The 24,467-nt window shown below is 41.3% G+C and carries 28 protein-coding genes and 1 pseudogene; all 29 read right to left on the bottom strand.

What is annotated here, in order from left to right:
- Positions 1 to 263: 263 nt before the first annotated feature.
- The 29 genes and pseudogenes from GPK90_RS14650 to GPK90_RS14510 all read right to left on the bottom strand — a co-directional run bounded on the left by GPK90_RS14650 (position 264) and on the right by GPK90_RS14510 (position 24,315).
- The gene (locus tag GPK90_RS14650) at positions 264 to 1,043 is read right to left on the bottom strand and encodes a hypothetical protein (RefSeq protein WP_215703310.1); all 780 of its coding nucleotides are present in this window, start codon (positions 1,041 to 1,043) and stop codon (positions 264 to 266) included.
- Positions 1,025 to 1,585, bottom strand: a complete 561-nt coding sequence (locus tag GPK90_RS14645; protein ID WP_215703309.1) for an RNA polymerase sigma factor — start codon at positions 1,583 to 1,585, stop codon at positions 1,025 to 1,027. The genes GPK90_RS14650 and GPK90_RS14645 overlap by 19 nt, the downstream gene beginning before the upstream one ends.
- Before the next feature lie 260 nt (positions 1,586 to 1,845).
- A complete protein-coding gene (locus tag GPK90_RS14640) occupies positions 1,846 to 3,036 on the bottom strand; it encodes a site-specific integrase (RefSeq protein ID WP_006857094.1) in 1,191 nt (396 codons plus the stop codon).
- A 78-nt stretch (positions 3,037 to 3,114) separates the two neighbouring features.
- Complete coding sequence (locus tag GPK90_RS14635) at positions 3,115 to 3,318, bottom strand: excisionase (RefSeq protein ID WP_004613735.1); 204 nt, start codon at positions 3,316 to 3,318, stop codon at positions 3,115 to 3,117.
- Between the two features lie 371 nt (positions 3,319 to 3,689).
- The gene (locus GPK90_RS14630; RefSeq protein ID WP_004613734.1) at positions 3,690 to 3,938 is read right to left on the bottom strand and encodes a helix-turn-helix domain-containing protein; all 249 of its coding nucleotides are present in this window, start codon (positions 3,936 to 3,938) and stop codon (positions 3,690 to 3,692) included.
- 1 nt (position 3,939) lies between these two features.
- A complete protein-coding gene (locus tag GPK90_RS14625) occupies positions 3,940 to 4,359 on the bottom strand; it encodes an RNA polymerase sigma factor (RefSeq protein WP_044998991.1) in 420 nt (139 codons plus the stop codon).
- Positions 4,360 to 4,652: 293 nt separating this feature from the next.
- Positions 4,653 to 4,973, bottom strand: a complete 321-nt coding sequence (locus GPK90_RS19450) for an ATP-binding protein (protein WP_006857095.1) — start codon at positions 4,971 to 4,973, stop codon at positions 4,653 to 4,655.
- Positions 4,974 to 4,989: 16 nt separating this feature from the next.
- Positions 4,990 to 5,220, bottom strand: coding sequence for a hypothetical protein (locus GPK90_RS14615; protein WP_021423130.1), 231 nt, complete (start codon positions 5,218 to 5,220; stop codon positions 4,990 to 4,992).
- Positions 5,221 to 5,243: 23 nt separating this feature from the next.
- Positions 5,244 to 5,435 (bottom strand): DUF4177 domain-containing protein, encoded by a 192-nt coding sequence (locus tag GPK90_RS14610; RefSeq protein WP_008370354.1) that lies wholly within the window; start codon positions 5,433 to 5,435, stop codon positions 5,244 to 5,246.
- Between the two features lie 130 nt (positions 5,436 to 5,565).
- On the bottom strand, positions 5,566 to 6,219 hold the full coding sequence (locus GPK90_RS14605) for an ABC-2 transporter permease (protein ID WP_006857098.1): 654 nt from the start codon (positions 6,217 to 6,219) through the stop codon (positions 5,566 to 5,568).
- Complete coding sequence (locus GPK90_RS14600; RefSeq protein WP_118003844.1) at positions 6,219 to 7,067, bottom strand: ATP-binding cassette domain-containing protein; 849 nt, start codon at positions 7,065 to 7,067, stop codon at positions 6,219 to 6,221. The genes GPK90_RS14605 and GPK90_RS14600 overlap by 1 nt, the downstream gene beginning before the upstream one ends.
- Positions 7,068 to 7,069: 2 nt before the next feature.
- Positions 7,070 to 7,441: a GntR family transcriptional regulator gene (locus GPK90_RS14595; protein ID WP_006857100.1), complete on the bottom strand. Its 372-nt coding sequence runs from the start codon at positions 7,439 to 7,441 to the stop codon at positions 7,070 to 7,072.
- Between the two features lie 121 nt (positions 7,442 to 7,562).
- Positions 7,563 to 8,474: a conjugal transfer protein gene (locus tag GPK90_RS14590; protein ID WP_215703308.1), complete on the bottom strand. Its 912-nt coding sequence runs from the start codon at positions 8,472 to 8,474 to the stop codon at positions 7,563 to 7,565.
- Positions 8,475 to 8,491: 17 nt separating this feature from the next.
- On the bottom strand, positions 8,492 to 9,499 hold the full coding sequence (locus GPK90_RS14585; RefSeq protein WP_173770342.1) for a bifunctional lytic transglycosylase/C40 family peptidase: 1,008 nt from the start codon (positions 9,497 to 9,499) through the stop codon (positions 8,492 to 8,494).
- On the bottom strand, positions 9,496 to 11,697 hold the full coding sequence (locus tag GPK90_RS14580) for a CD3337/EF1877 family mobilome membrane protein (protein ID WP_173770341.1): 2,202 nt from the start codon (positions 11,695 to 11,697) through the stop codon (positions 9,496 to 9,498). The genes GPK90_RS14585 and GPK90_RS14580 overlap by 4 nt, the downstream gene beginning before the upstream one ends.
- Positions 11,697 to 14,147, bottom strand: coding sequence for a conjugal transfer ATPase TcpF (tcpF, locus tag GPK90_RS14575; RefSeq protein WP_195388412.1), 2,451 nt, complete (start codon positions 14,145 to 14,147; stop codon positions 11,697 to 11,699). The genes GPK90_RS14580 and tcpF overlap by 1 nt, the downstream gene beginning before the upstream one ends.
- A complete protein-coding gene (locus GPK90_RS14570) occupies positions 14,125 to 14,523 on the bottom strand; it encodes a conjugal transfer protein (protein WP_010723729.1) in 399 nt (132 codons plus the stop codon). The genes tcpF and GPK90_RS14570 overlap by 23 nt, the downstream gene beginning before the upstream one ends.
- A gap of 109 nt (positions 14,524 to 14,632) precedes the next feature.
- On the bottom strand, positions 14,633 to 15,136 hold the full coding sequence (locus tag GPK90_RS14565; RefSeq protein ID WP_067536062.1) for an antirestriction protein ArdA: 504 nt from the start codon (positions 15,134 to 15,136) through the stop codon (positions 14,633 to 14,635).
- A gap of 17 nt (positions 15,137 to 15,153) precedes the next feature.
- Positions 15,154 to 15,657 carry an antirestriction protein ArdA gene (locus GPK90_RS14560; protein WP_173770429.1) on the bottom strand — a complete coding sequence of 168 codons (504 nt, stop codon included), beginning with the start codon at positions 15,655 to 15,657 and terminating at the stop codon, positions 15,154 to 15,156.
- On the bottom strand, positions 15,576 to 15,872 hold the full coding sequence (locus GPK90_RS14555) for a conjugal transfer protein (protein WP_173770430.1): 297 nt from the start codon (positions 15,870 to 15,872) through the stop codon (positions 15,576 to 15,578). The genes GPK90_RS14560 and GPK90_RS14555 overlap by 82 nt, the downstream gene beginning before the upstream one ends.
- Positions 15,873 to 15,968: 96 nt before the next feature.
- Entirely contained in the window at positions 15,969 to 16,148 is a 180-nt protein-coding gene (locus GPK90_RS14550) for a hypothetical protein (protein ID WP_036744758.1), read from the bottom strand.
- Positions 16,149 to 16,241: 93 nt separating this feature from the next.
- Entirely contained in the window at positions 16,242 to 16,463 is a 222-nt protein-coding gene (locus GPK90_RS14545; RefSeq protein ID WP_002323342.1) for a hypothetical protein, read from the bottom strand.
- Positions 16,464 to 16,577: pseudogene (locus GPK90_RS14540) on the bottom strand (DUF3789 domain-containing protein); the annotation flags it as partial. It abuts the gene before it with no gap.
- A 33-nt stretch (positions 16,578 to 16,610) separates the two neighbouring features.
- On the bottom strand, positions 16,611 to 17,807 hold the full coding sequence (gene mobT / locus GPK90_RS14535) for a MobT family relaxase (RefSeq protein WP_173718289.1): 1,197 nt from the start codon (positions 17,805 to 17,807) through the stop codon (positions 16,611 to 16,613).
- Between the two features lie 183 nt (positions 17,808 to 17,990).
- Positions 17,991 to 19,385, bottom strand: coding sequence for an FtsK/SpoIIIE domain-containing protein (locus GPK90_RS14530; protein ID WP_008393306.1), 1,395 nt, complete (start codon positions 19,383 to 19,385; stop codon positions 17,991 to 17,993).
- Between the two features lie 64 nt (positions 19,386 to 19,449).
- Positions 19,450 to 20,208, bottom strand: coding sequence for a helix-turn-helix domain-containing protein (locus GPK90_RS14525; RefSeq protein ID WP_006857111.1), 759 nt, complete (start codon positions 20,206 to 20,208; stop codon positions 19,450 to 19,452).
- 98 nt (positions 20,209 to 20,306) lie between these two features.
- Complete coding sequence (locus tag GPK90_RS14520; protein ID WP_080715019.1) at positions 20,307 to 20,690, bottom strand: YdcP family protein; 384 nt, start codon at positions 20,688 to 20,690, stop codon at positions 20,307 to 20,309.
- 15 nt (positions 20,691 to 20,705) lie between these two features.
- Entirely contained in the window at positions 20,706 to 21,032 is a 327-nt protein-coding gene (locus tag GPK90_RS14515; protein WP_032684675.1) for a YdcP family protein, read from the bottom strand.
- Between the two features lie 238 nt (positions 21,033 to 21,270).
- Positions 21,271 to 24,315 carry an SrtB-anchored collagen-binding adhesin gene (locus GPK90_RS14510; RefSeq protein ID WP_215703307.1) on the bottom strand — a complete coding sequence of 1,015 codons (3,045 nt, stop codon included), beginning with the start codon at positions 24,313 to 24,315 and terminating at the stop codon, positions 21,271 to 21,273.
- Positions 24,316 to 24,467 lie beyond the last annotated feature (152 nt).

Genomic DNA, 24,467 nt, shown 5'->3' with positions numbered 1-24,467 from the left:
TATGCCGGATTTCACAAAAAGCCGATGAAATCAGGGTAGCTCCACCCGATTTCACCGGCTTTTTCATTTACGCGAACAACGAGCCAAAGTCCGCGCTTGCGCGAGACCTTGGCGACTGTCGCGATAACAAGGGGAAACTCGCGAAGCGCGTTTTCACTTGTTGATCTGATTCTTTTATTTTCCTCAATACCTCATTTTCCGTTCAGAACATCCCTACCCATGAAAAGCTGCCCGAATCGCTCCTTATTTGTAAATATACCGCTTTACTGTGCATCGATGATCTCCTCCGCCATCGCGAACATCTCCTCCGCGCTCAGCTCCTCGCCAAACTTGAACAGGCTGTACCCCTGACCGTCCATGTCCCACTCGACCATACAGGAGGTTGTGATCTCGATCTCATCACTGCCGTAAGCAAGGTCAAAGTTGCCCGCTTCCTGGGCCTTTTTGTCCTCCTCGGTGAGTTCATAATTGGCCGGCACAAATTTGTTGACCGTCTTATAGAATCGAAGTTCCGTGCCATCCCCGCACGTCTTTACATCCGTCGGAGCGCTCCCGCCGTCCAGACCGACTTCCGCAGAAAATGTGATCGGTTCCATCCCCTCTTTTCCGTAAGTAATGTCGAGATGGATCCCCTTGCCCAGCTTATTTCCATCCTTGTCACTCGTCTCATAGTTCACCGGGACAGCACTCTCGAACGTATATCCATTGGAAAACTGTTCCGGGAAATTTACCTTCGGTCCATGTTCCTCCTGAAGCTTTAACGCCTGTTCATAAGTATGCACCTCATCTCTCCGGTCACTGTGCGATGTCACTCCCGCAATGTTCCCGATCGCAAATGCTGTCATGCTGCCAAATACACAGATCGCTGCCACCGCGATCACTGCCTTTTTCATAAATCCTCTCTTCATATGAGTTTCCTCTCTTTCTATCTGTTCATATACACGTTTCCTGATCCGCACCTCCCGCAGGGATTCATCCGGAAGTTCTCCTGCGCGGCTCTCAAACATTTTTTTCAGTCTTTCTTCTAAGATAGGATCGTCCATGTTTTTCCTCCTTCCTCCTGCGTGAGGACCTTCTTTAACTGCTCCTTCGCATGGTACAGTCTTGATTTCACCGTGCCCTCGAACACTCCGCAGACCTTCGCGATCTCGCGGATCGGCATGTCATTATAATAGTAAAGGATCAGAACCGTTTTCTGTTTCGGCGGCAGCTTCTCCACCGCCTCAAAAAGGATCCGTTCCTCCTCCTTCATGATGCAGGTTTCCAGGACCGACCGTTTTGTGTCCTCCTGCCCGGATGCCGGTTCCTCCTCCGGACGCTCCCGCCCTGTCTTTTTGCAGATCTTCCATGCCGACCTCGTGAGGATCCGGTAAAACCATGTCTTAAAGGCCGCCGGCTCTCTGAGCTTCTTTCTGTTTAAATAACAGGCGGTAAATGTCTCCTGGACAATGTCCTCACTGTCCGCCGCATTTCCGGATATCAGCCATGCGGCTCTGAGTGCCGGCTTCTCATATTGCTCCATCAATGTTCCGAATGCGTCCATGTCGCCATCGATCATCCGTCTCACGATATTCTCTTCATCCATGTCCTGCCTCCTCTCTTTTTTGATGCATCTGTCTTATAGAGACAGGAACCTTGAGGAAAGTTCATTTTTTCTAATAATTTACAATAAAAACTTACTAAATTTCTGATTATCTTTTCATAAGTTGGTAAATGCCGATATATCCCGTATTTTAGGGCTTTATCGGTATTTTCTTTTCGGAAGATACCTTGCATAAGCTGGCATTTACCAGCATGAAAATGCAACCAAAAGTAGTAAATGAGTAGTAAATATACGCTCCGATATTAACAAGCCAGTCTTTCCAGTTCTGCTTTTGCAGATTGAAATGTACCGTGTGCGTAATAGCCAAGTGTCATGGTTATGTTGGCGTGTCCCATGAGATATTGCAGGGTGTTTGGGTTCATTCCTCTGTTTGCCATATTTGTACAATAAGTATGTCGGAATGAATGTGGTGTGATGTTCGGTAACTTGTCCGTGTGATATTTGTTATACTTCTTAATCAGCCCTCGCACCATACCCTCATAGTTTCCTGCAACCTTAGGCAAGCCCTCACGGTTTAAGAATAGGAAATTGCTGTAACCACCTACAATCAGCGGTTGTGCCTTTCCTCTGTTCTTTAGTATTCTTTGGATTGCTTGATAAGCCCGTTCTGTCAATGGAAGTTCCCGTTTTCCGTTTTTGGTTTTTGGCGTTTCAATATAGTAGCCGATTTCGCTGTCTTTCAATAACTGGTGGTCTATATTGAGTATTTTGTTCTGCATATCAATATGCGTCGTCAGTCCGCAAAATTCAGAAATACGAAGTCCCGTTTCCAACAGAAGCACAACCTCATCATAATACTTGCTGTAAATCTTATCCTTTTCCATAAAGGCAAGCAGGCGTTCTTCCTGCTCTGGTGTAAGGATAACTTTCTGCTCCGTATCATCTTCCAGAACATCACTTAGCTTAAATTCAAATGGGTTCTTTCTGATACAGTCGTCTTGTATCGCCATGTAAAATGACGCTTTCAAGGAACGCTTATAGTTATCAATTGTTTTATAGGCATATCCTTTTTCACTCATTCTGATAGCCCATTCTTTAGCGTCCGACTGCTTAACAGTATCAATCGCCCTCATACCCAATGGGTCATTTTTCAGAGCGTTCATAAGATACTGTCGTCCCTTTTCGGTAGCCCTCTTGATGTTCTTTCTTTGGCTGTTCTTTTTCTCGTAAAGCTGGCAGACTGTCATTTTACCGCCGACTGTGTCGATACTGTCGTTAAGGTCTTTTTTTATCTGTGCTTCTTTTTCCCTCAATGAAATATCATCACGCTTTCCAGCAGGTGTCTTGTCTGTCGGTACAAGTTTCCAAGAATAGATAAATTGTGGCTTTCCGTATATATCGGTATATTTATAAACGTATCTTCCGTCTTTTCGCTGGCTCTCTCCATTACGCAAATTGCGATTTTTACTGTCTTTTCGTTTTACATTAGACATAGTGTAAAGCTCCTTTCCGTCATGGAATGAGCCGTGATACGCTATACTTTATTATACCATATCTACGGCTCAATGACATTAGATTTCGTCCAATGTATCTATGATTTTTTCAAATTGTTTTCGCTTAATCTGAATACGATTACCGTTCACGATAACCCAGCCAGCGTCAATATTTTCTTCGGCTAATTTACGCAATTTTTTTTCGCCAATGCGGAAGTATTTAGACGCTTCTTCAATCGTCAGCGTATATTTTTCCCAGATAGGCACATCAGTATTGTTCATAATCTATGCACCCCCTTTACTGTGTGTTGTTTTTTTACAAGCAGACAGACGGCTTTGGAAAGCTCCATTAGTATCTCAACTATTCCCATTCTTGTGGGCAGAACCGCACCATGCGGACGTATCATTATTCTGTGAGGATAGGTCATGGCAAAACGACTTTTCCAACAGTCGCTCTCGGATCACTGCGTGGGTCGCTCGCTTTCTTTTGGAAAGGTCGTTGCGTACAGTCCCCGTGGCTCGCTATCTCACAAACGTATCTGTCTGCTTTATTCAGTTGTCAAAGAGCTGTGGCGAAAGCGTGTTGCTTTCATGTAAAAGCAGGGCAGAGCAGGAAAGAGGGGGACATTAAACCATGCTCTGCTAAAAACTGCTTATTCTTCTTCGATTTCTAAGGCAATATCAAACCCTAAAATCATTTTGATAAGTGCTTCTCGGATAAGTCCCTTTAACTCCATATCTACAACAATATAGACATTGCCGTATTCATCATAGAGTGGACGCAAACAGCACTTTGATATGTACGGGTCATAAAATGCCAGTATTTTTTCAATCGCTTTTTCGTCCCCGTCCATTGCTTGCGAAAGCAAATAGTAGGACGGCTTCTTAAATGTTTGCTTCATTTTACTGCTTCTCCTTTAGTATTTTTTTCATAGTTTCCAAAGCATGATGTCGGTTTCTAAATACACCGCTTTGCGTAATCTTTTGTAAGTTGGCAATTTCACTTTCTGTCATTTCCAAGAAGTAATACATTAACAAAGTATTTCTCTTTCTTTCTGGAAGTTTTTTCAAGGCTTCTGCCAGCTCATCATCAAGGACACGAATATCAATGCCACATACTGAAAAGATTGTATAATCTGTTTCGTAGTCATCCCACACAGCAAAATTTTCAACGAAAATTTCTGGAAGTTCACAGAATGGAATTTCTTTATCTTTTCGTCGTTTCAATCCTTGTTGGTAGTCCTTTACAATATGACGGACAACTTTCTTCAAACAACTTTCAAAGCGACATTGAACTGTTTTCTGGAAGTCAGACGGTTTCATCAATCTCACCCCCTTTCCACTATGATTTGAAAAGTGTTTATCCCTCTTTCCGCACCATATAGGGAATGAAAGGTGTGATTTAATGACCTCTTTTGAAAAATTTTTAAATTTTTTTCGGGTATGAAAAAAGCCCGCACAAAACATATAGTCTGTACGAGCCTTTAAAGCTAAAACATATTCAATTTTTAATAGTGTGCTATTAGGTGGAATTTGATTGCAAAGAATTGTACTTAAAGCTTTCCATAATGCAAGCCCCCTTAAAGCACCGTATCAATGTTGGCATGGTTTTCAAATTACTCTGAAAAATTATGAACTGTTCCTTTTGGAAATGTAATGGTCAGTCTTGTATATTCTTTTTCCGTAGAAGCAATATCCAATTTCAAGCCCAACCTATCGCATAATTTTTTCGATAGATACAGTCCCATACCCGTTGCATTTGCCTTGTTTCTATTTGAACCCGTAAAACCTTTTTCAAATACACGGGATAAATCAGACGCTTTTATTCCACAACCATTATCTTCAATCACAAGCAATATATTTGTACACTTACAGTTTTGAAAGTAAACAGAGAGTAAAAGAGCCGTGATAATGCAGATCACAATTTTGTGAAGCATTTCCACGACCCTTTTATTATAATTTTACCTTTGTCTTTTTTGTAATGATATAAATATATTCTTCTGGTGTAGGGCGTTTATTCCCAAAATACTTTTTGAAATTTGCCTGCACCTCTGGGTCGGTGCTATTCATAGCTTCATCAATCGTTGCTTCAATATTTTCCCGTACATCAGCTAATGACATACCGCCAGCCTTTGCACCAGCCTTTAATGCTTTTTTAATATCTCGTTTTTTTAACCCTATCATTCGAACCAACTCCCTAAAATGAGTTAATCTTCTTTTTCAAAAATTAAATCAATCTTTCGCATACAACCTTTTGCGTCAATTTCTGTAGGTATAAAACCAACATAGCGATACCCATTTTCTGCATAGCTATTTATAACTTCCTTATGTTTATCGGTGCAAAGGAACACAACACCTTTCGCAGTATAATCAATTTCTAAATATTCATATTTTTTCATTTTTCCTCATTTCCTTTCTCTTTCATATTTTCTCTACGCTTTTTGATTGCCTTATTTCTTAAAGGAATACCAACGCCCAATATCAATCCTACTACCAAAATAGTCAAGTCCATAAGCACACCTCTCTTTTCTAAAACTCTTTTTTCTTTAGTATTGTTAAGCTAATAAGATAGGAGATACCTAAAATAACAACTGAAAGCAATAAAAATAATATTATATATACTAGTGGTTCAAATTTAGGTAATTTATTTATTAAGACATATAAATCTATTCCTAAATATTCAGTAGTTTTTATAAGAAGCAGTCCTATAACAAATATAAATCCCATTACACCTATGATAGCAATTCTTCCTTTTTCTCCACCAAATTTCAAGATAAAAGGAAGCATGATTGATAAAATCAATAAAATAGTAGGAAATAAAGAACCTGCTGTTAAAAAAATTTCATTAAAACTGCCTGTTTTTGTAATACCAATAACAACTAAACTAATAACAGTTCCCAACAACAAAAACATTATTCCTGAAATCAATCCAAAAATATATTTTTCCAGTACATAATCTTTTCGTGTTATCGGTAAAGAAAATAAAAAAGCATTTCCATTATCAAATTCATCATAGCTAATTGAACTCAATGAGAATAATGCCCCCACAAAACCTAAGAAACCAATCGGAAACGAAGTCCCCGGAGATACTATTATCATTATTATAGATATAGCAGTAATAGTCATAAAGAAGTTTTTCTGTCCTTTCAGCAATTTAAAATCTTTAATCAATAAACCTTTCATTATTCAACACCTCTAATCATCATTGTTATTACTTCGTCTATATTTCCTTTTTCAATCGCCATTTGAGGATAATTTTCAGCATAATATTGTTTTTGATTAGTTAAACAACTATATCCATAGCTTTCTTTTTTTGTACGTAAAATATATTGTCTATCTAATTTGGAATATTCTTCTTCATCAACTTTAAGTAGTGCATAATCGCTTAGTAAAACATCAGTATCTTCGTGCATAATTACTTTTCCTTGATGTATCATATAAAGGTCATCACATAAAGTTTCTAAATCACTGGAAATGTGAGAACTAATTAAAATAGAGCGTTCTTCGTCTTTTTCTATAAAATCTCTTAGCATTTCTAACAATTCATCTCTAGCTATTACATCTAATCCCGCCGTTGGTTCATCAAGAATTAACAACTTTGCATTGTGTGAAACAGCAACTAAGACTTTTACTTTCGCTTTCATACCAGTTGAAAAATCTTTTATTCTTTTATTTCGTGGAAGCTGAAACTTTTTAACTTGTTCTATAAAAAATGATTTATCAAAATTTTGATATAAATTATCAATAATAGGAATAATATCATTGATTGTTAAATATCCACTAAAGCCAGAGTCCGAAAGAACTACTCCCAAATCTTGCTTGTCTTTTGCAGTAAAATCTTGTAATGACTTTCCAAGAATATTGATAGTTCCACTATCAAAGGAAATTAGCCCTAAAATAGCTTTAAATGTTGTGCTTTTTCCTGCACCATTTTGACCAATCAAACCAGTTACATGACCTTTCTTTACTTCAAGAGAACAATCAAGCGAAAAGTTTTCATAACTTTTTTTCAAATGCTCAATTTTTAACATATCTAACCCTCCAAAATTAACTCAAATAGTTTTTTTATATCTTCATCACTGATACCGTAACATCTGCCTTTTTGAATAACTCGTTCTAAATCACTTTCTAATTCCTTTTTCTGTTCCTCTAATAAAAGCTCTGTATTTGTAGCAGTAACATATGTTCCTTTTCCATGAATTGTTACCGTAAACCCCTCGTTTTCCAAGCTATCATATGCTTTTTTCACAGTTAGAGCACTTATTTTTAATTCTTTTGCAAGAGAACGAACAGACGGAAGATTATCATTTTCTTTTAATTTTCCATTCCGAATTAAAGCTTTAACTTGTTCTACTATTTGCTCGTAAATAGGTATCATTGAAGAATGGTTTATAATAATTTTCATCTCACAGCTCCTTTCTGTATAAACAGTATATAACAGAGTAACGCTGTTGTCAAGTGTTATATGGTGTTTGTACAGAAAGTGAAGCGTGCAAATCTCATTTAGGAAATGCACGCTATATAATTTATCCTACAATCTTCCAGTTACTATCCTTATGTAGCACAAGTTCATACTGCGATATCTGCGTCGCCTTTGTCTGATTATCAAGGAATTTCACGCCTACCTTGACTTTCACATTGTCCCCGTCCTTTGTAAAGATAGGGTTTACCAGTTCAGAATAAAGATAGTCCCTGCCGATAGGTTCAAGCACATTTCCCGATACATAATAGGCAAGCTCTTTTTCCGTAGCTGTCGGGTAGAGCTTAAAGAATGTTTCCAGAAATGCGGTAGCGTCATTCACGGTATCAGCGTCTACACTTGCGTCTGCTTCTGGTGTCTTTGGCTCATAGTCGGACTTTTCGATTGCTGGTGCAAGGGTAGGGTTCTGAACGATTACCATATCCCCGTCAGCGTCCACATGGACTTTTACGGTATAGGTTGCTTTCACATTGTTTGTCTGTTCTCCCTCTTTTATCTGCTGATCTACTTCGTAGGTAGCAGAAAAAGTGTCCGTTCCCGACTGTTCAATACTCCATACAATCACATCTGTAACTGTGGAGCTGGTTGGTATATCCGTTCTGATTGTATTAATATTCAAGTCCTGCAATTCCTTTGTCAGATAACCGCTGATTGCCTGCATCCTTGCTTCAATCGCTTCTTTGCTGTTATTCCATGAGTAATAAGACTTCGCAAAGTTCTTCACGAAATTTTCTATCCCGTTGGTGTCCTGCAAGCGAAGTTCAATGATTTCTTTTTCATGGGTCGTGTGCTGGTCGATAGCGGTAAAATTCTTATACACCCCAAAACTCACGCTTGCGATAAGCACCACCCACAACGCAATCACGGTTTTCTTATGTGTGCCTACTTTGACAGTACGCACCTTTTTTTCTTTTGGTTCTTTGATAGTTTCTGTCTGTTTCTTATTCTTCTTAAACATATTTTTTCAAGTCCTTTCTATTGTTTTACTCGTCCTGCACCGATTAAGTGCTGTTGCCAGTAACTACTACTTAGGTCTGCATATCCTATCGGGTCGCCTGCATGGTACATCTGTGTCGGCGAAACAAGAATACCGACGTGTGTTACATACGAACCAGCGTTATAGGTAGAATGGAAAAATACCAAGTCCCCAGCCTTTGCCTGCGAGAGTGGAAGATGTTGGGTTGCGTCATACTGGGCTTGTGCGGTTCTCGGTAAGGAGATACCAGCTTTTCCATAGCACCATTGCACAAGTCCGCTACAATCAAAGGAAGTGTTCGGGTTACTGCCACCATACACATACTTCCAGCCTTGATATTTCAACGCTTCATTCATAATCGCTTGTGCCGTCGCATTATCAAAGTGTGCCACGGTCAGATATTGATTGACTAATTCGACGTAGAACATATTTCCGTAACCATATCGCCAGCCCCCGTTCTTCGCAACGGCTATCGGGTTGGTATAGGTTACTTTCTTTCCACCCGATTTCTCACGGGCGAAGCTCTCTGCAAGATTAAAGGTGTGTTTCTTTCCTTTTCCTGCCACATATCCCACATAGCCACCGCCATAGTTATAAGACTGTATCGCTACATTCAAATCGTCGATACCTTGATTTTTGCAGGAAGAAAGCAGGGACGCAAAATACTTACACCCCTGCTTGATTGAACTTTCCGTATCTAAGGAATTAGGCGGTAAACCAAGACTTTCCGAACTCTGCATAACATCTTCTGCCGTACCGCCACTTTCTACTTGAATGATAGCCAATAGCACATTGACATACTCGGAAATGCCGTATTCTCTGGCGTATTTTTCCACCATAGGCTGATGTTTCAAGACTTCTGCGGATAAGTTCATACTCGTAATGCCAGAAGAAAAGTTGCTGTTTTCGTCGTCGCTGTCTGCACTAATGAGGACACCAAAGAAAAGCACCAGAGAAAAGAGGATAGGAAACAGACTGCCAATGAGAGCGATATGTTTCAGTTTCATTTTTTCTTCTGTCCTTTCTTCGTTACAAGGTTACGGCTTTTCTCTGTGGTCTGCTGGTTCTTCTGAACGCTCTGGGTCTGCTGAACCTTTGTCCTGCGGTCTTTTGTGTAATTCTGGCGTGTTTCCTGCGATACTACTTTTTCTACATTCTGCCTATGTACTGGCTGTGTAGGCTGGGTCGCTTTTCTATCAAAAGCACCAGAAGATAACGGACGCTCTTTTACAACATTCGTCTTGACTGGCTCACTTGCTTTTGAAGTGGTAGCTGTGGCAGGGCGTTTGACTTCCTGCGTTTTTTCCGCACTCGGCTTTGAAGTTGTGGCTGGTCGCTCATGGGGACGGGTAGCTCCCGTTGTCGCTGATCCGTCAGCCTTTCGCTGTGCCTGCCTTGCTTCTTGTGCCTTTTGAAGCTCCATACGCTTGTCAGCGATATTCTGTCTATGCTGTTCCTGCCTTTCCAATCGTCCCGACTGTCTGGACTGCTGTTCCTGCACCATGCCACGCTTGAAATCAGACACGCTGGACTTTGCCTTTTCCTTTGCGGAATACACCGCATAAGCGGTCTGTGTCGGCATATCCTTGATATTCTCTTTGACAGCATTTGCCTTGTCTTTCACTTTATTTTTCGTATCTAAGACAGCACCCACCTTTGAGCCTGCACGCTGTCCCATGCTGGAAGTGGTATTGCCCCGATTTTCTTTAGAAGCTGTATTTTTTCTTTCCGCTCGTTTATTAGCAACGGCACTTCCAGCCACCGCACCAGCGACACCGCCCGAAATACCGCCAGCACTTACCGCCCTTGCAATACGGTGTTCCATACGCCTAGCCCTATGTCGCATAAACAGATACGGTCTGCGGAAAATTCTTCGTCCCATGCTTTGACTGTCATTAGCGTTCAAAGAGAACATACTCATTAAATCGCCCAGCTTCATGTAGATACCAGCGAAACATACTATCTGCAAAAACGCCACCATGAAAAATGGATAGTCTGTGGATATGTTATAAAACATACTGGAAATACTGAACGCCACCGTTACAATGAGCGTTATTCCTGCCCGTGTCATAATGGTATTAAACACCCTCACGATTGCCTGCTTTGCCATGCTTTCATAGCTCGGTATCATGGAAAGTAGAAAACTGATAGGTAAAAACATTGCAAAGATAATAAAAAGTATCTGGCTGAACAACATCATGCCCGTAAGTAAGAATACAAATATTGTTATCCCTAAATTGAAGAACAGTAGGAAGAACACCATGCCTAAACGGTTTACCACCTGCGGTATCGTCAGATTGTTGTTGTCGTTGTCCTCGATTTCTGTTTTCACGACTTCCTCTCTGGTTTTCCCGTCCTCGTCCTCTGGGCTTGCTGATACAAGAGCGACCACACGGTCTGCCCCGATTTCTTCTACGTTGCTGTTACCGAATTGAAGCAAGAGCCACGGCTGTTCCACTTGAATAGAAAATAAGCTATCCCGTATCAAGTCCACGCTGTCCTTGCCCTCGCTGTCAGAGTTGGGGAGCATGATTTTTGTTCCCAAATCAAGTGAAGCGGTACTGATGTCTGATGAAAATTCATTTATCTTCTTGATGTAATCGGGAGCATAGGCGATAAACGAAGCGGACAGTACGAACACCACAAGAAAATTGATAACCGCTTGAACAGCTTTGCTGGTTTCTCTTTTTATCAGTCCCGTATAGGCAACATAAAGTCCCACCACTAAGATAATGAGAAGCAGGAAACCAACATAAAAGCCCGTAGAAGAAAAGCCGTTCTGTGTTACGCCTGCAAGGGTCTGTATGCTCTGCCCGATACTGTCTGCCATGTCATTGATGAAGTCCAGTTTGTAGGCTTCCTGCACCACATAGCCCGTAGCATTGCTTAAATAAAGGCTTATCGTCCAGACAAAGTTGGTAATGCAGTAAAGCCCGTACTGCACCGATTTTCCAATCCCGTCCAGCCAGTTCCACGGCAACCACGACCAGCTATTATCCACATAAAAATCAAGCTGGTAGTTGGAAAGCGGATATTTTGAGTAAAGATTTTCTGCGTTTATGGTATCGTCCACAAGCCCCGTTGCATGAGCCACCGTCCCCAGAAGTGAAAGCAGGATAAGGGAGAGTGCCACCACGAACAGAGCCATTTTGAGAAAGTGGAAAATCTTCTTTTTTGTGAATGCACCTTTTATCCTTTCTTTCATCACTCCACCTCATTTCTCTGTACGGGCGGTCTGGTATCAAAGGCGTGTAGCAGTTCTTCAAAGACGGGGTGTATCTGTACCACACCGACACGCCCGTATAAGTCCTGCAATAAACATTGTCCGTTTTCCAAATCACGAAGCCGTTTCTGGTTGTTCTCGTCGTCCTTGTCAATACCGAAAAATTCTAAGGTCTGTTTTATCTCGTTGATGTCGGTACTACGAAAGGCAAATTTCAAGCCGATGTTGTTTTTCAAACTTTCCTTTGACACGTCTCCAGAAGATTGTGTAACGAAATAAACCCCTGCCTGCATAGCTCGTCCAGCACGAACCAGCTTATTTGATAAGGTTTCGCCTTGTGCCACGTTTAAGAACGCCCACGCTTCGTCAAGGTCTACAATCTTAAAAATACTTCTGTCCGAATGGATAAAATCAAGGGCAAAGGTACTAATCACAATCAGCATAGACACCGACAATAATTCAATGGTCGTGTATTCCTCAAAGGTCGTGTCCTTATCTGGTAATACTAAGTCCGCTACTTGAATGATATTGAGCTGATTATCCAGACTGATAGCATTTTCTACCGTACCGTCCGAAAACAGCAGGTGTGCAAAGTCATAGTCCGTGAAGCTGTCGATATGGTCTGCGATATTTCTTGATATGGGCGTATCTTCACGGCGTAGCTCGTCTATTACATGGAGCAAGCCCCGACTGTCGCTCTGGGTAACGGAACGAACCGCTTTTCGTAGCACGGGGAATTTTTCGCCGTCCCTAGAGGAAATACCCGTAAGGAATGTCAAGATGTCGATTGCCAGACTTTCAGCGTCTTTTACATTCTTCATAATCACGAATGGGTCAAGAAGTCCTGCATTGTCCTTGTCGCTGGTAAGATTTACGATATTGATTTCATGGGCGATTTCTGGGAGCGTTTCTTTCCAGTTTCCACGCTCTGATTTAGGGTCTAAGATAACTGCTTGTCCCCCAAAGAGAACCGAATAATACACCAGAAGATTGTTGCAGAACGACTTACCACCGCCAAGCGAACCGACAAACGCAGAAGCAAGGGCGTTGGTAACTGTACCTTTCACACCTTGACTGGCAAGGGACGGTTGCAGGTACACATTTCTTCCCGTATCAACAGAATACCCCATATAGATACCCGTAGTTTCCCCTAACTGCTGGGTAGCTCCAAAGCCCAGCCCAGCTAAAAAATCTGATTTTACATACTGCACATAGTCATTGATATATCGCTTGCTGGCTGGAAGAAATTCAGAATGAAGCCCCAGCATATCCCCAGCAGGACGCACCAGCTTTACATTGAGGTCGTCGTAAAAGTCTTTGACTTCATCACAACGGCGTTTCAGCTCGTCAAGATCGGGGGCAGACACCCGAATAACGTAGCTTAACTTATACATACTTTCTTTGCTCTGGTCTAAGTCCGTTTCCAGCTCGTCCACGCTGTCTAAAGCGTCCACCACATTTGAGCTGGTTTCACTTCCTGCTTGATAGGCGTGATTGTCAAGGTCTTTCAATTCCTTTTTCTTGTTGCGGACTGTCGTTAATGCTTTTCGATTTTCCACGATTTCTACATTCATAGAAGTATCAACGGGGAATGTGAATTGCTGTTGCTGGAAATAGAAGATTTCAGACGACGGAAAATCAAGCTCGCCGACAATCGCATTGACGGTAAAATAGGACACATAACTTTCCTTGTCCTCATGTTCCAATCGTAAATATCGCTGGCTTTCTTCAATCACACACCTTGTCGGACGGATAAGGTCGTAGTATTTTATCAGCGTTTCTTTCTGCAATTTCTTCTTTGGTAGCTGGTACTCATAATCTTCATAAGCAATACCGTCCCTGCCGTAAAGATGTTCCATGAGATACCCAAAATCATTGATTTCCAAGCGACGCACCTTAAAGCGACGGGAGATTTTATTTTCCAGTAACTTTTCCATTTTCATGTAACGGTTGATTTCATCATTCGGCATGGAAACAAAATCATTCATCAGCGTATGGTTCACTTCATGGAGAAATTCCGTGAACGTCAGCCACGCCGATTTTTTGATGTTCTTCAGATTGAGCTGTTCTTCCGTAACCATGAGCTTAAAGCCAAGAAAAAAGCGGTAGTCCACTTGATTGTCCCCAATCATTGATACTAACGCTTCGGTCTGTTCGTCTATCTTCTGGCAGGCAACTTCCTTTAATTTCCCCGTAACCAGCTTCTTTGACTGCTCCTGCATACTTCGTATTGAGCTTTCCGTGGCAATCTGCAACGCATGAATTTTTCCCTCACGGGACTGTGCGATAAGCTGGCGAAAGCTGTCATGCACGATAAATTTCTGCTCTGCGGATAGGAAAGAATAGTTGTATGGTATCAGCTCATAGTAAGCGAACACCTCATTGTCCTTGTTCCAGACAAGGTTATTGTCAATATATTTTATCGGGAACATAGTTCACACTCCTTACTGCCGTGATTGTTTCATTCAAGGTCTGCTTATGCAGTTTTACGGCTTTTCCTGCATAAGTGATTTTAGGTCGCAGGGCATAGGTTATCTGTGATTTCAAAAAGCTGTACGGCTTCTTTCCGTCAAAGGTTTTCTGCGACATGAACCAAGTGAGAGCAACGGGAATACCAAAGTATTTGAGAAATGCTCCCTCAATCATGGAAAGTGGGGGAATATCCCCAAACAGAATAATGAGAAATTCCGTAATCACAAACCATGTAATCTGTGTAAAGGTAACGGGAAAAGGCAGGTTAAAGTCATTGATTGCATACAAGACTTTTTCCACGTTCCAGATACCCGTATAAGATTTAATCTTTTTCAAGTTCTTTCAGCTCCTTTCAAAATAGAAAAGGACAGCCATGTTTCAGACTGTCCCTTAAAAGAGAAATACGCTGTCAGTAGCAACCATGCTTGTCGCTGATCTTCCAGCGTTAATATGGTATCTCGCACATACCTCGGCTTGTTTCAATAAAGCAACCGCCCATATCCAAATCTCGTCCGTAGGCTTCATAGTCAATGTAGTTCTGTAAGCTGGGTGGAATATCCCCAAGTGCCTGCAATTCGTCTATATAGTAGTAGGCAACGTCTGTCATGGTTTCACAGTCGGGATAATAGTAAATATCGTCCTTATGTTCCACGACTTCTTCCAGCGACCCGTAGTGGCTGATAAATTCGTCCAGACACTCTACGATATAGTCGGGAAGTTCCTCTATCATTTCATACATCTCATTGAGTTCTTCAATGGAAACATACTCGCCAATCGCAATAGGGAAGTTGTCGGTATCATGGATAGCGTATTCCTCATACTGTTCATTCAAGCCGATTTTTTCTTTTACATCTTCCTCGTCAATGGGAAACGTGAACCAAGCACCGACTAAATAGCCCTCATTGTATTTGCCAAGATTAGCAATATAAACCGCCATATCATCAATCATAAGCACCACCTCATTTCCTACTCTGGCAGTTCAAAGATACCGTGTTCCGTTACTAAAAATTTCCCGTGTTCCTGCAAGTGAGAAGCGTAGGCTTCAAAATCGAAATAGTATTCTTGACAGTCCTCGGATAAATGTTTGAACGTCGGGTCGTTCATCAGTTTTTGCCTTGCAACATCAATCATGCTTTTGCAGTCGGGATAAACCGTAATCACGTTCCTGCAAATATAAAGTGCTTCTAAATTCTCAAACACCGTAAGTAGTGATACATATTCTTCCTGCATATCACTTGAAAGCTGGCGGTACATAAACTCTAATTCGTTGAGCTGATAGACACTTGTATATTCGTGGACTTCATCAGCATAAGGCAACACCTTTTCGATAATGCGGTAATCCCCACTTTCTGCACCGATACCTAACTTTTCTTCAAACTCGGCAACATCTATCGGCAGGTCAAACCAATATGATATTGTTTCTTCGCCAGTTGTTCCTTTCGTTTCCACCAGCACCCTTGTTTCCTGCATTGTTCCTCACGTCCTTTCTGTTGTTTCATTACATCTTTTAAGGTCTGGTACGACATACCAAACACATATTTTGAAAAATCTTCTAACTGTCTTTCTTCATAATCGGCAGGGTTCAGCCGTTTCATTTCCTGCCACACCTTACGTTTGTAAGAGGGCAGGTCGGAAATGTATTCACAGCCGACTTTTGACTGCATATCCTTAAAAATATCGCTCATTTCATCACTCCAATCTGAAATTTTGGTAAGAAAAAAGCAGTCAATCATAAGACTAACTGCTTTGTGTATATGGATATGAAATTGTCAAACTGAAATTTACTTATTCCGTCTAAAATACATTTCAAATAATAATCCAAGTCCGGAAACAATAGATAATATTATTCCTGCTGTGTACCAGTTTATCTCATTCGCTAAAAATCTGCTAAATTCCGAAGCTCCTAAAATCATGACTATGCCAATAATGAATAAAATAATCCATATTTTTCTTTTAGTCATTCTGAAACCCTCCTTTGATTTTTCTAAATTCAAATTTGCCGTTTTCTTCATATCCACATTATACCATTCTCATATCAGCACCACAATAAAATTTTATGCTCCGATAATCTTATTGAACAGCTCTAATAGTACATCTTTCACACCACCGGCATTGAATACCAAGCCGACAGCAATCAAGGCGACTACCAAGAAGCCGATAAGTTTGGAAAACTCACGCTTGAACCCTAAGTAGATACCGATAACCACAATCGCCATAAGCACTAAGCTCTGTGCGTTTGATAAAAACCATTGATATAAATTTTGTCCGAAATTCATTTAATTGTCCTCGCTTTCTTCTAATTGTTTCATTTCATAGTCAGCTTCTTTGCCGACATTCAAAATACACATCAAGACTACGCCGATACCCATTCCCATAGATACCAGCAGGAAGTCTTTTAATAATACCCACATTTTTTATCACTCCTAACTTTCCACCAAATCTTTTGCAGTGGTCGTCTGCTGTTTGATTATCATTTCATGCTTTTCTGTGAGCTTTGCCTGCTGTTCGATTGTTTCCATGTAGTCTGTACCGTTTCCTTTATCAATCTTTTTCAGCATTTTCAAGGTCGGTGCTACCTGCCGTTGTACCCACCGCAATGTACGGTCTAAGGTGTAAGGCTCTGGCTTTGTCGTCAGCTTCAAGCTCTGTCTGTTATCGCCGATAAACCAAGCCCAGCGGTCATTGAGTTTCCAGTCATTTTTTCGCTTGTCTGGTTCTTCATCAACAAACCTCACATACTGGTTGATGATAGAAAAGGCAGTCTGCTCTGCGTCATAATATGTCAGCAAATCTCGTACTGCATAATAGGCACGTTCATTTCTAAGCCGTATCTCAAAACGATTGATAATGTCGGCTTCTTCAAGCGGTGTCCCTAACTTGACGTACTGCTCATAGTCCTTTTCATAGATACAGAAATACACATCTGATTTCAGCGAACCAAGATAAAGGGTACGTCCCATATATTCTCTGTCGTCCTCTCTGTGCTTGATAAGCTCGCCCGACTGGTAAAACTTATAGCTTCTGGACTTTCCGATATATTCCCGTTTCCTGCATTTTTCCGCAAGCTCTGGAATATCCAAAATGCCCGTATGGTCGTTGATAGCAAGGTCGATACGCTTCATCACGCCACCGTCTACGAGTGCGTCCATGAGAAAGTCATACCAGCTTCTTTGCTGTGCCAGCAGGTAACTTTCAAACTGTCGGCAACCACGCCCTTTTAACTCTAAAAGGACACCTTTTTCTTCGTCAGCCGACGTATAGATAAAGATGTCCCCTAAAGAATAATGCTCCGTATAGCTGTAATGTCCGTAATCTTCATGGAGCATATAATTGATATTCAGTTTTAATATATCTTTGATAATGTGCTGTATATCCAGCGTGGGAAAACGAATTTTCACATAATCAAACAGCATGGTAAGCGGTGCTTCTGGATTGAACCTTGCCAGTTCTTTATGCAGAGTTTCCAGAAGCTCCTTTGACGGCTTCATTTTTCCGCTTTCTATCTTATTGAGATATTCTCTTGTGATACCAGAAGCCACCGCCAGCCTGCCTTGTGAGATACCGTAAGCAACCCGCTTCTCCCGTAATTCTTTTATCCATTGTTCTTCATTCAGAACCATACCCCCAATCTATAAAGTGTGAAGTTTTTTAAGGCGACTTCACAGCCGATTTTTGTTAGGAAACCATGTCAGAAGCCTTATGTTTCCTATGCTTTTTGTCTATTGTCTATTTGCAAACGTACCCCTCTGTTAGATACCGAGGGGTTTTACCTGCTGGCGTGGCTTACGCCACACCAGCAACGGCTAGTCCGTGCCGTCGCCTTTCGCTTCGCCCGTCGCCGTCCCGTCCTGCCTTGCTTGTGCAAGAGAGCCGATAGTCTGCAAAAAATCATGTTCTTTCGGGACTAAAGGCGTGTAAAATTCGCTTATCACGCTTGTTCCCACATCACAATAGCCACGCCCCTTGATACGCTTCTGGAAAAACTGCTTTTTCACATCAGAACCAAACAGCATACCATAACCAAGCTCGCTGATACGCCCCAATCCCACACGGAAATTGAAGTTATCTCTGATACCGTCCGAGAAATATTTTGCGTCTGGACGCTGGCAGGCAACGATAAGGAAATAACCTGCTTGTCGTCCTAACATAACGATTTTCTTTAACTGGCTAAGTAAGCTCACGCTTTCTTTCGTCCCAAGCATTTCAAAAAATGCTACATATTCATCAAAGATAAGAAAGCAGGGTGCCAGTCCAAGATATGCGTAGTTTTCGCCCGTCTTATAGTTCGGGTGTCGTTTCATTTCCTCACTTCGCTGTACCATGCCCTCATAAAAGGCATTGACGCAATCTATCATTTCTTCTTTGGTATGATACACATTTCCCATAACTGTTCCCAAGTCTGCAAGGTCAGCGTTCTTCGGGTCTAAGATATAAAGGACAGCGTCGGTATGCAGTAAGGCTTCAATGAGCGTCAGCAGAAAATAGGTTTTACCGCCACCAGTCCCACCAGCAATCAGAGCGTGAGGGAGTGCGTCATATTCCCAGACAAGATTTTTCATCAATCTAAGACAGCCGTTTTCTGCCCGTACTTCATCAATGGTAATGCGGTTCGCTATCATATCATAAAGCAGGATATATTCGATATAGCCGTCATGCAGGGTCTTGTCGGTCAGCTCACAATACAAGCCACTTTCCAATTTATCCTCTAACCGCAAAAGCTGGTCTTGATATTTTCCCAGCGTAATTTCACAGCGGATATGAAGCAGTCCCTTTTCCATTTGATAGTAAATCTTTGGAAACCAGACGATTTTTTCCCTTGATCTGCTTTGCAGGTCAGTAAAAAAACCGCTGTCTTGTACGGTATCGGCTTCATACCACTTATTTTCCAGTATCATTCTTGCCAGCTTTTGACGGTGCAGGAGCTTCTTGAAATTATCGTAACAGAAGCGGTAATACAGAAAAGCGACCAATGCACAAACACCAGTCGCTATCAGTATGGTTATGAAGTTGTATGTGGAAAGCGTCAAGCCGTTCTCTAACAAGCTGAAATTTTCCCAATCGGTACGCATGAGCTGTTTCATATTCAGTAGCAGGAGAACCGCCACGAATACAAACAGAAGCGTCCCTATGGAAAAATTATAGACAAGGTGTTTGTCGCTGGCTCTGATACGGTGTCCTTTGTTCCAAATCTTACGCATAAATCAATCACTCCTTTCTGGGTATGAAAAAAGCAGTCAATCCTAAGACTAACTGCTTATATCATTATTCGTATTTTTTCCCAACAATATAGGTTGTTACTAACATTCCTATCAGCAAAATAATTATAGCTGGATATTTTACAGTATTCCATAATGAAATGCCACCAACTAAAAAACTGATATAGCAAATAATAGGATATAGAATAGCAGTTCCTAATGTAAATACTCTAAATACTGTTAATACATATCCCCAGTTTGCATTATTAAAAGATAGCCCTGCCATGTGTATTCTGAAAATTCCTTGTGATACAAAATTAACTTTATTTGTATCATAATATGTCGGTAATAATTCTTTTGCAAAAATGCAAAGCCAACTTGCAAACAAAAGCATTAACAAAGATATATACAAACTATCTCCCATTTGTTCTATGGAAATTCCAGAAACAGTTAATAATATTGCTTCTATAACTACCACACCGATTGAGATAAGAAATGCAAATATCCAGTTCTTTTTTCGTTGACGAATTGTATCACGCAACGACAAGTCTAACGAGTTTACAACAAGAGTTTCTACCACATCACTATTTAATGTCTTGTTCTCTTTTAATTTTTCTCCTTGTAAAAGTTCTGTTACTGTAATACCAAGTACATCAGCAATAGGGATAAGTAATGTAACATTTGGCATACTGTTTCCACGTTCCCATTTACTAACTGTTTTATCCGACACAAACAACTTATCTGCTAAGTCCTTTTGTGTCATTTGTTTTTCTTTTCGCACTTCGGCTAAAAAGTGTCCGAATTTTTCATTGTTGATTTGATACATTTGTGCCACCTCCTATCGTTATTTTAACCATTTACGATAAGGTAGGCAATCTACTAACGGGAGAGTACCGCTATTTTTCTAACCTATGAGGAGAATTTTTATTTTTTCGGCTGTCCCTGCGGTGTAGGGGACTGTGGACTGCCTGCGTTCTGGTTGCCTTTATTCTTCAATACAATATCCTCTGCCTTTACATACCAGTCCACATCTGCACCCGTATAGGTTTTTCGTGATACCGTATCAGCTACGGGATTGACAAGCTCAACAACTGCATTGTACGGAAATTCCCTTAACGGTACTTCTGGCGGTACAGACACGGGGATAATTCCACCGTGCAGACTGCATTTCAAATCATAGATACGCTTTTTAAGCTGGCTACTCGGTGTCCCGTCCTCATTCTGCAAGAACACATCACGCACCGCTGTAAATTTTAATTCTCCAAATGTTTTCTCTCTGTCAATAACAAACCCGTTTGATAATCTCATAAATTCTTCACTCCTTTACTTTTCTTCAACTGCTACAATATCATCAGCAACTAGCACATAATCGGTATGTCCCATATCCCCGATTGCGTAACCTCTGCCGTATAACTTCGGATTGACAAGTTTTACTTTCTGCTCATACTTGAAATGCTTTTCGCCAGCCTGCACGGGAATTTCTACCACAACATTTTCCCCTCTCTGCACATCTGAATAAAGGTTGTAGCTTCTTCTTGCGAAAAATCTGCGGTTATCTTTATCTCTGTCAAAAACATGGTCGCTTTCGCCTGCAAATTCAAGAGTTCCAAAAGACTGTGCCATATCTGGCACGACATATTTCATTTCCATATTGTTTTACCTCGTTTCTTTCTATTTTTGATAAGTTTTTTGATTGTGATTTCTTATTCTGGCGGTTTGGGAAGTACCAGCAATCCCCCAGATAGTAAAGGGTAAAATCAATGCTTACGCACCCTTGACTATCCGTGTTCTTGCAGGTTGTAGGCAGACAAGCCAGAATAAGCGGAAGTCTGCCGTTTGACAGCTTCGGCGGAGAGCGTGATTTTTCTTTCCTCATACCGTTACCGCCTTATGATTTCTTCATTTTACGGCGTTTGTAAAGATATGTTCCAGCCAGTCCACCAGCAGACGCAAGCAACATCACGATAAATGCCATTACATTTGTACTGTCGCCCGTTTTGGGACTGTCGCTAGGTCTGTTAGGCTTTTCTGGTGTCGGTGGTGTTTCGGGTTTCTCTGGTTCTTCTGGCTTTTCCTTAAAGGTAATTGTCTGTCCCTTATCCTCAATATCCTTATGCTCGGTAACTTTCTTCGGCTCGTCTGGATTGCTTAAATCGTACAATTCTTCAAAAGTTACAAGCTGTTTGCCGTCAAGAGAAGTAGCGTCAAAGGTAAAGGCAACTTCCACTTTCATAGTTTCGCTGTCAGCGGTAAACATATAATCACTTTCCACACGCTTTCCATTGATAAGAAGCTCTGCGTTTTCTTCTTTCAACATCTGCCAGCCCACAAGTTTGTACTGTGTACCGACTTCTAAGCCCTCTAAGGTTACGGTATCAATGATTGTAACGTCTTTTCCTGCTTCAAGTTCTTTGTTGCCGTCCTTATCGGTAGCAGTCGTATGAATTTTGATGATACGCTCTGTGATAAGTACCGTTTGCCCGTCGTCCTCAATGTCCTTATGTTCTGCAACTTTCACGGGTTCGTCTGGATTGCTTAAATCATACAATTCTTCAAAGGTAACAAGGTTTTTGCCACCTAAAGCAGACGCATTGAATGTATAGGAAATTTCCACTTTCATTTCTTCATCATCAGCGATAAAGGTATAATCGTTTTCTACACGTTTCCCGTCAATGATAAGCTCGGCGTTTTCTTCCTTTAACATCTGCCAGCCTTTGAGCTGATATTTTGTGCCTTTTGTAAGTCCGTCCAATTTTACAGTATCAACAATCGTAATCTCTTTTCCTGCAAGGATAGTCCTTTCGCCGTCTTTGCTGGTCGCTGTGGTATGGATAGAAATTTCTTTTTCGTATTCATCAGTCAGCGTTCCTAAATCAATCACAAGGTTATTTCTTGATACCACGATTTCAAAAGGTGGGATAAGTTCAAAGCCTTTGTTACTATCGCAACGCATTTCTTCAATGATGTAGGTATCATAGGGTAATGCACCCTTGCTGTCGTCTGGTTCAGAAGTTCCAAACCACACACCGTCCTCGCTGGTCTTGCCTGCGTTGGTATTGTGCTTATGAGAAGCCCAGTCAGCAGAAGTGGAGAATTGCCCGTTATCATCAGTTACCACTACATGATTTTCGCCCGTTGTCTTGCTTGTGATCCTAAAGGGAACATCAGCAAGACGCTTGTGTGTGCCTGCACCGATTTTTACACCCTCAATATCTCCACGCTTAATCTGATTGTAGATAGAATGGGCTTCGTCTGTTAAGTCCACGATTTTTCCATTTTCTGTGATTGTAAAATCAATCGGTTTTGCACCGTCAGTTAAGTAACCGTCGGGAGCTTCACTTTCAACGATACGGAATCTTCCATAAGGTAAGAGGTCAGAAGAAGTAGAAGCGATACCCTCAATATCTGTACGGATTGTCTTTACTACTTCATTTTTCTTGTATAGCTTGCCCTCAACCAATACCGCATTATCATTTAAGGAAATGATGTCAAAAGCAGTATCTTTTAATGTGGCACTTCCTTGTGGCTTTGTATCGCCCGTTTCTAAATCTCGTTTCTGAATTTTCACACCGCCACGGATAACCTTGTCTGATACGGAAAACTGGTTACTTCCAGATAGTACGGCAAGGTCGCCGTCCTCGGTAATCTGTGTTACATATAAGCCTTTTATCTGTTCGGACTTATCGCCAGCCTGCATATATGCACCGTCTAACAAGTAGCCGTTTGGAGCTTTCGTTTCCTCAACAGTTAGCGTTCCAAGTGGAAGAACCGCCTTACTGTCCTGCATATAGAAACTGTCGCCAGATACCTTGTATGCGTCCGCTAATTTTGTGATGTAATGAGTTGTCCCGTCGCTGTCTGTTTCAGCGATTGTCTTTGTAACCCATGTACGAGTAGCTTCGGCAGGGAGATTTCCTTTATTGTAGAAGCCAGCATAATACTTCCATGTAAATTCCGCACCTGCTAGAGAAGCGTTCCCCTGCGGATTGTCTTTCTGTGTTTCCATATCAATCTTGAAAAGCTCAATCAAAGTGTCTGTTACTTTTGGTGTGTCTGATACTTTCAAGGTCGCTGTTTCGTCAGCTTTGATTGTCAATGGATAGATTGTTTTATCCACTTTATATCCTGCTGGTGCGGATAGTTCCTTGATATAAACTGTGCATGCTTTTACCTCTGCAACATCTGTATTTCCATTTTCATCAGTCGTAAGGGTGGCAAGCTGTTTTGTGCAATTCTTATCAGCAAAGACACCGTATGTTGCACCTGCAATAGAGTAATTCCCGTTACCGTCTGTAATGCTGGTATTACTGGAAGTCTTTTGCAGTTTCGCATTTCCGACATTCAGTTTCGCCCAGAATTGTCCCAATTCCTGCCCCTCGCCAGAGTAGATATAACCGCCACATTCATAGCGTCCCTTATTCTCTTTGACAAAGGCTTTTGCACCAGCGAAAACTTCGTCCTGCGTAGCCTTTGGAATTTCATCATAAGAAGCTCGCACGTTATCACATTGCCAGCCCAGATGTACGCTTAATCTCTGCCAGACTACAAGCTGTCTTAAAAGGTAAGCGTGATTTTTGCTTATTCCGCTGTGGCTGTCTGTGTACTGTTTTACATATTCGATAGATAAGGCAACGTCGCTTATCTGGTCGGCACTCATGCGTGAGCTTGCGTCAGCTCTGGTCTTGTAACCGTTCTTAAAGTCTGTGTTAATGTCAATACAGTAAGCGTCCTCGCCCTCAACGGTCAAATGTCCCTCATTAAAGGTAGAACCAATCGAACCGTCATTCATTACTTTTTCAACGATACCGACACGCTCTTTTGACTCCGTCCAGTATTGCTTACTTTCTGCATGAACGGGTGTAGTCGGTAAAGCAGTAACGACAGTCGCAAGAGCTAAAAAGCCCGTACACAATCGTTTCCATGTCTTTTTCATAGTTTAATGCTCCTTTCATTTTTGGTAATAAAATAGCCGTCCAATAAGAACGGCTGGAAATAGAAAAGGAACGTCATTTTAGGCGTTCCATAGTCTATAAGTTATTCAATTTTTTCTTGTTTCAATACTGATGTGCTGTACCATATCTTTGC

Origin of the sequence: Clostridium sp. MCC344 (genome assembly GCF_018785365.1) — a bacterium.
Lineage (GTDB): Bacteria > Bacillota > Clostridia > Lachnospirales > Lachnospiraceae > Pilosibacter.
This window is presented reverse-complemented; position numbering and strand designations above follow the sequence as displayed.